Origin of the sequence: Bradyrhizobium sp. cir1, from assembly GCF_014198245.1 — a bacterium.
In the GTDB taxonomy this organism is placed as follows: domain Bacteria; phylum Pseudomonadota; class Alphaproteobacteria; order Rhizobiales; family Xanthobacteraceae; genus Bradyrhizobium.
The window spans coordinates 91,838-102,918 of the sequence record NZ_JACIHE010000001.1 but is presented as its reverse complement, the minus strand read 5'-3'; the positions used below and the strand labels follow the sequence as shown (position 1 = coordinate 102,918).

Here is an 11,081-nt window from a genome sequence, read left to right as displayed (position 1 = left end):
TCACTTCGCGATGGCGGGAAGACAGAGCGGGCGCTTGCCCTTGCCGATGAAGTCGAGGATTTCGGCGATCGCCGGATCTTCCCCCGCGAGCGGCCGCGCCGCCTCGAGCCGCTCGGCGAACGTGCCGGGCCCGTGGAAGAGCTTCTGGTAGAAGCCGCGCACCGTCGCGAGCCGCTGCTTGGTGAACTTGCGGCGCTTCATGCCGATCAGGTTGAGGCTCTCCAGCACCGCATATTGGCCATTGACGAGCCCATACGGGATGACGTCGTCGCGCACGCCGCAGACGCCGCCGACCATCACATACGGGCCGATGCGCGTGAACTGATGCACCGCGGACAGGCCACCGATATAGACGGCGTCACCGATCTCGCAATGACCGCCAAGCGTCGCCGAGGTCGCGAAGATCACATTGTCGCCGACCATACAGTCATGGCCGACATGGCTATTGTTCATGAAGTAGCCACCGTTGCCGACGCGCGTCAGGCCGCCGCCCTTGATGGTGCCGACGTTCATCGTCGCACCTTCCCGGACGGTGCAGCCCGAGCCGATCTCGAGCCGGGTCGGCTCGCCCTTGTAGCTGAGATCCTGGGGCGCACCGCCGAGCACTGCGAATGGCGAGATCACGCATCCGTCGCCGACCGAGGTGTGGCCGATGATCGTGACCTGCCCGATCAGCTTGCAGTTCGCGCCGATCACGACGTTCGGGCCGATGATGCAAAAGGGCCCGATCTCGGTGCCGTCGCCGATCACGGCGCCGTCCGCGACCCGTGCGGTGGGATCAATCTTACTCATCAAAAAGGTCTGCTTATGTGTTGAAGTCGCTAGGTTTTCCGCTGGTTAGCGCGACTATGCCCGATCTGTCCAGTGACGTATCATCTCGCCGTGTTTCAAGTGCTGGATGAGGCCGCCGTCCCGGCCCTTCAACGTGTTCATGTGGAGCTTGAAGTTATCATGGTCAGGGCCCTGGCACTTCTGCTCGCGCAGCTCGCGGCTGCGCCGATCGTCTCCGAAACGGTCGAGACCGGCGAGCGCCATCTTGTCGATCTCGGGACCTTCGAGTGCCGCGACATCACCCGCAGCACAGTGCTCCAGCGGGTCTGCTACGATCGCACGCGGCAGGATCTCGTCGTCGCGGCGGGCGGCGCCTATGACCGCTATTGCGGCGTGGCGGCCGACACGGTCGAGCGCCTCCTCGGCGCACCGTCGATGGGGCAGTTCTTCAACAGGAATATCAGACGCGAGATGGCCGGCAGCCGCTACGACTGCCACGCCTGAATCTCCTCGCGCAGCTGCTCCCTCAGTCCGTCAGCATGGCGCCGACGTCGGCCTCCGCAACCACCTGGCCATTGACCTTGGCATCGCCGTGAAACCACCACATCGTCTTGCGGCGGCCGAGCGAGCGCATGTGATACTCGATGGTATCGCCGGGCAGCACGGGCTTGCGGAACTTGCACTTGTCGATGGTGAGGAAATACACCGCACGCGGCTTCTCGGTGCCCTCGACCGATTTGATGCCGATCACGCCCGCCGTCTGCGCCATCGCCTCGATCATCATGACGCCGGGATAGACCGGGCGCTCGGGGAAATGCCCCTGGAAGGCCGGCTCGTTGAAGGTGACGTTCTTGATACCGATGCCGCTGTAATCGGCGCGGATGTTGATCACGCGGTCGATCAGCAACATCGGAAAGCGGTGCGGCAGCGTCTGGAGGATCGCGTTGATGTCCACCAGCTCGAACTTGATAGGCGATTCCTCCGTCATTCCCGTCCCTCGTCCTTCGGATCGGCCTTGCTGTCGCGTACCAGGCGCTCCACCGCGATAATTTCCTTGAACCACTGCTTGGTCGGCTTGGCAAAGAAGCCACCCCAGCGACCGTTCGGCGGGATGTCGTCCTTGACCCCGCTCATCGCCGTGACCTGGGCGCCATCGCCGATCTTGAGGTGATTGTTGATGCCCACCTTCGCTCCGAGCGCGACGTTGTCGCCGATGGTCAGGCTGCCCGCGAGGCCGATCTGGGCCGCCAGCAGGCAGTGTCGCCCGATCGTGACATTGTGGCCGATCTGGACCTGATTGTCGATTTTGGTGCCCTCACCGATCACCGTATCCCGCAAAGACCCGCGGTCGATCGTGGTATTGGCGCCGACCTCGACGTCGTTCTGGATCAGCACGCGCCCGGTCTGCGGCACCTTCAGATGGCCCTCGGGGCCGAAGAAGATGAAACCGTAGCCGTCCTGGCCGATCGAGCAGCCCGGATGGATCAGGACGTTGTTGCCGATCAGGGCGCACTGGATCGCGGTGCGGGCGCCGACATTGCAGTCCCGGCCGATCTTGACGCCAGGACCGATCACCGCGCCGACGCCGACCACCGTGCCGCTGCCGATCTCGACATCCGCACCGATGACGGCCAGGGGATCGACGATCACGCCGTCCTCGAGCCGGGCCGTGGCGTCGATGATAGCCGACGGCGCGATGCGGTCATTGCCGACCCAGGATTGCGGCCTCAGCGCATCGCCGTGCCATTCCCGCGCGATCCTGACGAAGGCGCGGAACGGCTGCGCCACGCGCAGCACGGCCACATGCGCGGGGACCTCGGCCTCGAAGCGCGGACTGACCAGGCAGGCCCCCGCTTTGGTTGCCCTGAGCTGATCGGCATATTTGAGGTTGTCGAAGAATGCCAGATGCATCGGGCCGGCTTCGTCGAGCGAAGCCAGGCCCGTGATGACGTGGCCGCCCCTCTCAGGATCGACCAGTTGCGCCTTGGTCAGCGTGGCAATGTCGGCCAGCGCTGTGGCAGGCGGCTTTGTGAAGAAGGTCGGCTGCGCCATTCCACCCCGTCGCGGTCCGGCTTCGGCATGAAGCGGTCAGGCCGCATCATGCCTTATCTCATGGATTGAGCACGATCTTTTTGGAGATCGGTCCCCCAGGAAAACTGAGGGACCGGATCATGACGTGCTGTTCGAATTAGAAGGTGGTGCCGCCGCCGAACCGGAACTCCTGGGTACGGTCGTACTTGCCCTTGCTGAGCGGCACGGCGTAGTCGAAGCGCAGCGGACCGAACGGCGACTGCCAGATCAAGCCGACGCCCACTGACGAGCGGATCACCTTGCTGTCGTCATAGATCAGGCCGGTACAGGTTCCGGGGGTCGCCGGATTGACGGTCGACGCAGTACAGCCCGAGTTGGACGGCGTGGTCATTTCGTTGGTAACGGACCATGTCGTCGGCCCCTTGTAGTCGTAGAGGCCACCGGCGTCGGCATAGACCGCGCCCTTCAGACCCACTTCCTTGGGCAGGAACCAGAACGGCATCTGCAATTCGAGCGAAGCGCCCCAGTACTTGGTGCCGCCGAGCGCGTCCTGCGTGTCGTAGGGGTTGATGTCGCGCGGGCCGATGCCGTTCGGGGCGAAGCCGCGGACGAGGTTCGGGCCCATCTGGAAGTGATCGAGCATGCGCAGATCATTGCTGCCGATCTTGTTCAGCATGCCGCTCTGCACGTGCACGAGGCCGACGATGTCGGACACCAGCGGAGTGTAGTACTTCGCGTCGATCACCGACTTCAGGTAGGAGACATCGCCGCCGACGCCGGCGAAATCCTGGCGGAAGTCGACGAGCAGACCGTCGGTCGGGTTCTTGTTGTTGTCCAGCGTGTTGTAGGTCAGCGTGTAGCCGAGCGCCGAGGTCAGGGTCTTGCCGTTGGCAAGCTCCTTGCGCACCGGCAGCGAGGCTTCGCCGTCGCTGTAACAGCCGAGGCCGTTGGTCGAGGCTAGGCTGATACCGTTCGCATTGGCAAACGCAGGGCTCGGATTGAACGCCGACGTGCCCAGATTGTTGTTACAGTTCGCCAGATAGTACGGCAGCGTGATTTCCTGCTGATAGATCGAGTAGCGCAGCTGCAGCGCCAGATCTTCACGCAAGGAGAAGCCGAGACGGGGCGAGAAGCCGAGCGTCTTGGTGCCGTAGGAGATGTAGCTGTTGGACAGCTGCTGGCGCTGATAGAGGTCGAGGCCGAGCGCGACGCGATAGTCGAGCAGATACGGCTCGACGAACGACAGCGAATAGCCGCGCGCGTACTGGCCGTAGGTCACCGACGCCTTGGCGAACAGGCCGCGGCCGAGCAGGTTGCGCTCGGAGACCGAGACTTCGGCCAGCGCGCCGTCGGTCGTGGAGTAACCGCCCGAGATCGAGAAGTCGCCGGTCGATTTCTCTTCCATGTCGACGATCAGGATGACGCGGTCGCTCGACGAGCCGGGCTCCGTCGTGATCTTGACGCTCTTGAAATAGTCGAGGTTCTTCAGGCGCCGCTCGGCCCGGTCGACCAGGGCGCGGTTGTAGGCATCGCCCTCGGAGATGTCGAACTCGCGGCGGATGACGTAGTCACGCGTGCGGCTATTGCCGCGCAGGTTGATGCGCTCGATATAGGTGCGCGGGCCCTCGTCGATGTTGAACACGACGGACACCGTGTGCGCCTCGAAATTGCGGTCGCCGCCGGGACGGACCACGGCGAAGGCATAGCCGCGGCGCGAGGCTTCGATCTGCATCTCCTCGACCGACTTCTCGACCGATTCGACGTTGTAGAGCGAGCCGACACCGACGCGCGAATAGCCGCGCATCGAAGACGGATCGAAGTTCGGAATGCTGGAGCGGAAGTCGACCGCGCCGACGCGATACTGCGAGCCTTCCTCGATCTTGAAGGTGACGTTGAAGCCCTTCTTCTCCGGATCGTATTCGGTGAGTGCGGCCACGACCTGAACGTCGGCGAAACCGTTCTTGAGATAGAAGCGGCGCAGCAGGTCGCGGTCGGCCTCGACACGATCAGGATCGTAGATGTCGCCGCTGGCAAGGAAGCTGAGAAGGTTCGATTCGCGCGTCTTGATGACGTCCCGCAGGCGGTAGGACGAGAACGCGACGTTACCCACGAACTCGATCGACTTCACGCCGGTCTTGGAGCCTTCCACGATCGTGAAGATGAGATCGACGCGGTTGTTCGGCTGCTCGATGACTTCGGGCGTGACGCGCACGTCGTAGCGGCCGGAGCGGCGGTAGATCTCAGCGATTCGCAGCGTGTCGGACTGCACCATGGCGCGGGAGAAGGTTCCGCGCGCCTTGGACTGGACCTCGGCAGTGAGCTGCTCGTCCTTGATCTTCTTGTTGCCCTCGAAGGCGATGCGCCCGATCACCGGGTTTTCCACCACGGAGACGACGATCTGGCCGCCGGGGCCGCGATTGATCCGGACGTCCTGGAACAGGCCGGTCTCGATCAGCGCCTTGAGGCCGTCATCGATGGCGCCCTGGTCCAGGCGGCCGCCCGGACCCGGCTTGAAATAGGAGCGGATCGTCTCCACCTCGACGCGGCGATTTCCTTCGACGGAAATCGACTGGACGGTCTGAGCAAGCGCAGACGAAGACACAAAAACAGCCCCGACCGGGGCAACCACCGGCGCGCCGAACATGATCAGGGTTGCGAGCAAGCCCCCCCGGAGTCGCAGTCCAAACTTCATGCGCAACGCGCCCTTATCATTCCGTGCCAGACCCACCCCAACGCCGGTCTGGAGATTCCCCAAGTTCTGGCCGCTTGTAGCCAATTTCGCCGACGCCGCAAACGGCCGAAAGCGTCGTAATTTCAATTTCATTCCGGGACGTTGCTGAACAGCAACGCCACAAAAAAGCCCCTATCAGGAAGCTGCCATCCGCAGGATGTCGTTGTAGGTCGCAAACACCATCAACATCAGCACCAAACCCAGCCCGATTCGGAACCCCATCTCCTGTGTCCGCTCGGACAAGGGCCGGCCGCGAACCACTTCGGCTGCATAGAACATAAGGTGACCGCCATCGAGCAGCGGGATCGGGAACAGGTTCAACAAACCGATCGACACCGACAGCACTGCGCAGAGGTTGATCACGAACTGGAACCCGGCACTGGCCGCCTGCCCCGACATCTTCGCGATGCCAAGGACGCCGCTGACCTCGTTCGGGTTGCCGTGTCCGACAAACAGCGAGCCCAGGAACTTGAAGGTGCTGGTGATGATGAACCAGACCTGCTCCACGCCGATCTTGAACGCCTCACCGACACCGACGGGTGCGGTCGAGGCCTCGCCGGCCTGCGACTTGTGCTCGACGCCGAGCACGCCGACACGGTGGCTGTTCCCGAACGGATCCTTACGCTCGAGCAGCGCCGGGGTCGCCGACAGCGACACGATGGCGCCGTCACGCTTCACCTGGAACGCAAGCGCCGAACCGGCGTTCATCGCAACGATTCGCTGCATATCGGCAAAGCTCTCGATCGGCTTGCCGTCGATCTGAACGACGACGTCCCCGATCTTGAAACCGGCCGCGGCCGCCGCGCCATCGGCGACGACGCCGTCGACGCGCGCGATCGTGCTCGGCTTGCCATAGTACAGGGCCATGCCGGCGAAGATCAGCGCGCCCAGAATGAAATTGGCAATCGGTCCGGCCGCGACGATGGCCGCACGCGGGCCGACCTTCTTGAAGTGGAAACTGCCGGCGCGCTCCTCGGCCGTCATGGCCGCAAGCGTCTCGGCCGAGGGGGTCGAGGCCTCGCTCTCATCGCCGAAGAACTTGACGTAGCCGCCGAGCGGGATCGCCGAGATCTTCCAGCGGGTGCCGTGCCGGTCGTTGAATCCGATCAGCTCGGGTCCGAAGCCGAGTGAAAAGGTCAACACCCGAACGCCCGCCCAGCGCGCGACCAGGAAATGGCCGAGTTCGTGGAAGAACACGACGATGGTCAGGACGAACAGGAAGGGAACCGCGTAGCCGAGGAGCCCATGGCTCAATGTATTGAAACTATGAACAAAAAAGTCGATCATCGATTTTCCTCACCCAGCGCCGCAAAGGCCCTGGCCCCGAACCAACTAGGATGCCTTTAAGGCAATTTGAGGCAATAGGGCGGCGGCTCTATTTCGAGCAACATGGTCAACAGAGATTGCATCATCGGCGGACGTCAGGGGCGCCTGGTTGCCTCCGCGGATCCAGTCATCAAGGGTCGCCTCGACCAGCCGCGCGATCGCGCCGAAGCGGATCTTGCCGGCGATGAAGGCGGCGACCGCGACCTCGTTGGCGGCATTGTAGACCGTCGTGGCCCCCTTCCCGGTCCGGAGCGACTCGTAGGCCAGCCGTAGTCCCGGGAACCGCTCGAAGTCCGGCGCCTCGAAGGTGAGCTGGCCGATCTTGGCGAGGTCCAGCCTGGCCGCCGGGCCCTTGATGCGGTCGGGCCAGCCGAGGCAGTGGGCGATCGGCGTGCGCATGTCGGGCGCGCCGAGCTGCGCCATCACTGAGCGGTCGGAGAACTCGACCATGCCGTGGATGATCGACTGCGGATGCACGAGCACGTCGATCTCGTCGGGCGAGAGCGCGAACAGATAGGACGCCTCGATCACCTCGAGCCCCTTGTTCATCATCGAGGCGGAATCGATCGTGATCTTCTGGCCCATGCTCCAGTTCGGATGCTTCAGCGCCTGTTCGAGCGTCGCCTGCTCGATGTCGGCCGGCTTCCAGGTCCGGAACGGGCCGCCCGACGCCGTGATGATGACGCGCACGAGCTCGTCGCGATTGCCCGAGGCGAGCGCCTGGAACAGCGCATTGTGCTCGGAATCGGCCGGCAGGATGCAGGCGCCTGCTTTCGCCGCTCGCTGCATGAAGAAATCGCCGGCACAGACGAGGCATTCCTTGTTGGCGAGCGCGACATGCGCGCCGCGATCGACCGCGGCGAGAGCCGGCTTCAGCCCGGCAGCGCCGCTGACGGCTGCCATCACCCAATCCGCGGGACGCGCGCCGGCCTCGATCACCGCGCTTTCACCGGCGCCGCACTCGGTGCTCGTTCCCGCAAGTAGAGCCTTGAGCTCGCCGAGCTTCGAGCTGTCCGCAATCGCCACGAAGCGTGCGTTGAATTCCTTCGCGAGCTTGGCCAGCGCTTCGACATTGCCGTTCGCCGTCAAGGCCTCGACGCGGTAGCGCTCGGGCGAGGCGCGCAGCAGATCCATCGTGCTGTCGCCGATCGAGCCGGTGGCACCGAGGACTGTGACGCTGCGAATGTCGGACGCAGCAAGCCTGTTATTACGCAAGGGAACGGCGCTCATATCCTCACCAAACCATAAGACCGCTTCCGGCGCTATGCACACCATGACGGAGAAAGCCGATAAACCAGGCCGCCAGGATGGCGGCAACAAAGCCGTCCAGGCGGTCCATAAGCCCGCCATGGCCAGGAATTAAGTGACTGGAATCCTTGACGCCGAACCGCCGCTTCACCGCGGACTCGAACAGGTCGCCCAGCTGCGACACCACCGAGAGCACGGCACTGACGAGCAGCAGCGGGACCGCCTTCCCGACCCCGCAAGCCGCAAAGCCGGCGGCGACCGCAAGGCTGGCGGCAAAGCCGCCGAGGGCTCCGGCCCAGGTCTTTTTCGGGCTCACCCGCGGCCACAGCTTCGGTCCGCCAATGCCGCGGCCGGCGAAATAGCCGCCGATATCGGTCGCCCACACCACCAGCAGCACGAACATCAGCGCGGCGAAGCCGTTGACGAGATCCTTCCGCACCAGGATCGAGGCCAGCAGCGCCGCCGATGCATAGGCGAAGCCGGTGGCTGCCCATAAGAACTTGGCTCGCGCGATCAGCGTCACGATCGCACCGCCGATGAGGCCGGTGATGACGGCGGTCTTGAGCGCGCCAAAAGCGACGGCGGCCCCCATCATGGCGATCACGACCGTCCCGGCCCCGGTCAGCGCGGCCGATCCCGCGCCCACCACCATCAGCCATTCCGCGAACAGCCCGATCGAGACCAGGGTGACGAGAAGCGCCCACAGCCAGCCGCCGGCATAAGCAATCGCAATGGCCAACGGCGCCAGCACCAGCGCTGCGAGGACCCGCATCACCAGATTGCTCGGGGCAGGCTTGGCGCCTGCCGATGCGGCGTCGGGTTCGCTCACGAGGCGTTTTTCGCGACCAGGCCGCCGAAACGGCGCTCGCGCCTGGCAAATTCGGCAATCGCGCCTTCCAGCGCCGCCTTGTCGAAATCGGGCCAGTGAATCGGCACGAACACGAGCTCGCTATAGGCGGCCTGCCACATCAGGAAGTTCGAGAGGCGCTGCTCGCCGCTGGTGCGGATGATGAGATCGGGATCGGGAATGTCGGGCGCATCGAGATGCGCGCCGAGCGTCTCGGCGTCGATCGTGGCAGGATCGCGCTTGCCTTCGGCAACCTCGCGCGCCAGCTTCTGCGCCGCCTTCGCGATCTCCTGCCGTGAGCCGTAGTTGAAGGCGACGACGAGCGTGAGACGCGTGTTGTCGCGCGTCAATTCCTCGGCCTCGTTGAGCAGCGAGCAGATATCGCTTTCGAGCCCGTCCCGCTCGCCGATGATGCGGACCTTGACGCCATCGCGATGCAGGCTCGCCAGATCGTTGCGGATGAAGCGGCGAAGCAAACCGAAGAGATCGCCGATCTCGCTCGCCGGACGCGACCAGTTCTCCGATGAGAAGGAGAAGATGGTGAGATAGCGGATGCCGAGCTCGTGCGAGGCGCGCACCACGCGGCGCAGGGCCTCGACGCCGCGGCGATGCCCCTCCGCACGCGGCAAGCCGCGCGCGGCCGCCCAACGCCCGTTGCCATCCATGATGATGGCAACATGCGCGGGCGCCTCGGACCGGTCGGGTCCTTCCGTTGCGGGCGCGGCGGCGTTGGACATGAAGGCGATGCCTTAAACGGTGAGGATTTCTTTTTCCTTGGCGGCCAGCAGCTGGTCGATCTCGGCGATGGTGCCGTCGGTCGCCTTCTGCACCTCGTCGGCGTGACGCTTCTGGTCGTCCTCCGATATCTCGTGATTCTTCTCGAGCTTCTTGAGGACGTCGAGGCCGTCGCGGCGGACGTGGCGCGCGGCGACCTTGGCGGCTTCGGCGTATTTGTGCGCGACCTTCACCAACTCCTTGCGCCGCTCCTCGTTGAGCTCGGGGATGCGCAGGCGCAGCACCTGGCCTTCGGTCGCGGGCGACAGGCCGAGATTGGAATCGACGATCGCCTTCTCCACCGCCTTGACCATCGACTTGTCCCAGACCTGCACCGAGATCAGGCGCGGCTCGGGCACGCTGACGGTGGCGAGCTGATTGAGCGGCATGTGACTGCCGTAAGCGTCGACCTGCACGGGATCGAGCATCGAGGCCGAGGCGCGCCCCGTGCGCAGGCCGCCAAGCTCGTGCTTGAGCGAGGCGACGGCGCCCTGCATGCGGCGCTTCACTTCGTTGAGGTCGAAATTACCCGTGGGCATCACGTTTCTCCTTCAAAATCCCGGCGACCTCACCGCGCCCTTCCCTTGAGGGCGCGGCAGCTGAGCCGTCAGCCGGCGACGATGGTTCCGTGGCCGACGCCACGCAGAATCGCACCGATCGAGCCCGGCTCCGCGATCGAGAACACGATGATAGGCAGGGATGTCTCGCGGGCAAGCGCGAAGGCGGTCGCATCCATCACCTTGTAGCCGCCTGCGATCGCCTGCGAATGCGTCAGCCGGTCGAACCGCGTGGCCGTCGGATCCTTCTTCGGGTCGGCCGAGTAGACGCCATCGACATTGGTCGCCTTTAGCACCGCCTCCGCGCCGATCTCGGCGGCGCGCAGCACCGCGGTCGTATCGGTGGTGAAGTACGGATTGCCGGTTCCGCCGCCGAGCAGCACGATCCGCCCTTCGGCGAGGTATTTGTGCGCCGCAGTGCGGGTGAACAACTCGGAAATCTCGGGCATGACGAAGGCCGACAGCGTGCGTGCCGGCGTGCCCTTGCGCTCGATCGCCGCTTCCAGCGCGAGGCAGTTCATCATGGTGGCGAGCATGCCCATGGTGTCGCCGGTGGTGCGCGAGACCCCCCGGGCGGACACCTCGACGCCGCGAACCATGTTGCCGCCGCCGATCACGACCGCCACCTCGGTGCCGAGCTTTCGGGCGGCGATCAGGTCGTCCGCAACCCGGTCGACGGTCGGCTGATCGATGCCAAACCCCTGCTGTCCCGCGAGATATTCGCCGGACAGCTTGATCACGACGCGACGATAGACCGGATCAGTCATGAGCACTTTCCTTGTCCGGGCGCCGCTTC

General features: G+C 64.5%; 11 protein-coding genes. 1 reads left to right on the top strand and 10 read right to left on the bottom strand.

Translation table 11 applies throughout. The features are described 5' to 3' along the window. Entirely contained in the window at positions 1 to 792 is a 792-nt protein-coding gene (gene lpxA / locus GGD63_RS00475; RefSeq protein WP_183238960.1) for an acyl-ACP--UDP-N-acetylglucosamine O-acyltransferase, read from the bottom strand. A 159-nt stretch (positions 793 to 951) separates the two neighbouring features. Here lpxA and GGD63_RS00470 point away from each other — a divergent pair, with 159 nt between their 5' ends. Beyond that, a complete protein-coding gene (locus GGD63_RS00470; protein WP_183238959.1) occupies positions 952 to 1,275 on the top strand; it encodes a KTSC domain-containing protein in 324 nt (107 codons plus the stop codon). 22 nt (positions 1,276 to 1,297) lie between these two features. Here GGD63_RS00470 and fabZ read toward each other — a convergent pair whose 3' ends face one another. The 9 genes from fabZ to pyrH form a co-directional block, all read right to left on the bottom strand. Continuing rightward, positions 1,298 to 1,759 carry a 3-hydroxyacyl-ACP dehydratase FabZ gene (gene fabZ / locus GGD63_RS00465; protein WP_183238958.1) on the bottom strand — a complete coding sequence of 154 codons (462 nt, stop codon included), beginning with the start codon at positions 1,757 to 1,759 and terminating at the stop codon, positions 1,298 to 1,300. Next, positions 1,756 to 2,823, bottom strand: a complete 1,068-nt coding sequence (lpxD, locus tag GGD63_RS00460; RefSeq protein WP_183238957.1) for a UDP-3-O-(3-hydroxymyristoyl)glucosamine N-acyltransferase — start codon at positions 2,821 to 2,823, stop codon at positions 1,756 to 1,758. Before lpxD ends, fabZ begins: the two co-directional genes overlap by 4 nt. 136 nt (positions 2,824 to 2,959) lie before the next feature. After that, complete coding sequence (bamA, locus tag GGD63_RS00455; RefSeq protein WP_183238956.1) at positions 2,960 to 5,494, bottom strand: outer membrane protein assembly factor BamA; 2,535 nt, start codon at positions 5,492 to 5,494, stop codon at positions 2,960 to 2,962. Positions 5,495 to 5,668: 174 nt separating this feature from the next. Beyond that, positions 5,669 to 6,820, bottom strand: a complete 1,152-nt coding sequence (gene rseP / locus GGD63_RS00450; RefSeq protein WP_183238955.1) for an RIP metalloprotease RseP — start codon at positions 6,818 to 6,820, stop codon at positions 5,669 to 5,671. A gap of 45 nt (positions 6,821 to 6,865) precedes the next feature. Further along, a complete protein-coding gene (gene dxr, locus GGD63_RS00445; protein WP_183238954.1) occupies positions 6,866 to 8,089 on the bottom strand; it encodes a 1-deoxy-D-xylulose-5-phosphate reductoisomerase in 1,224 nt (407 codons plus the stop codon). Positions 8,090 to 8,093: 4 nt separating this feature from the next. After that, positions 8,094 to 8,936 carry a phosphatidate cytidylyltransferase gene (locus tag GGD63_RS00440; protein WP_183238953.1) on the bottom strand — a complete coding sequence of 281 codons (843 nt, stop codon included), beginning with the start codon at positions 8,934 to 8,936 and terminating at the stop codon, positions 8,094 to 8,096. Further along, positions 8,933 to 9,691 carry an isoprenyl transferase gene (locus tag GGD63_RS00435; protein WP_183238952.1) on the bottom strand — a complete coding sequence of 253 codons (759 nt, stop codon included), beginning with the start codon at positions 9,689 to 9,691 and terminating at the stop codon, positions 8,933 to 8,935. Before GGD63_RS00435 ends, GGD63_RS00440 begins: the two co-directional genes overlap by 4 nt. A gap of 12 nt (positions 9,692 to 9,703) precedes the next feature. After that, the gene (gene frr / locus GGD63_RS00430) at positions 9,704 to 10,267 is read right to left on the bottom strand and encodes a ribosome recycling factor (protein WP_183238951.1); all 564 of its coding nucleotides are present in this window, start codon (positions 10,265 to 10,267) and stop codon (positions 9,704 to 9,706) included. Between the two features lie 68 nt (positions 10,268 to 10,335). Continuing rightward, positions 10,336 to 11,052 (bottom strand): UMP kinase, encoded by a 717-nt coding sequence (gene pyrH / locus GGD63_RS00425; protein WP_183238950.1) that lies wholly within the window; start codon positions 11,050 to 11,052, stop codon positions 10,336 to 10,338. Positions 11,053 to 11,081: the final 29 nt, after the last annotated feature.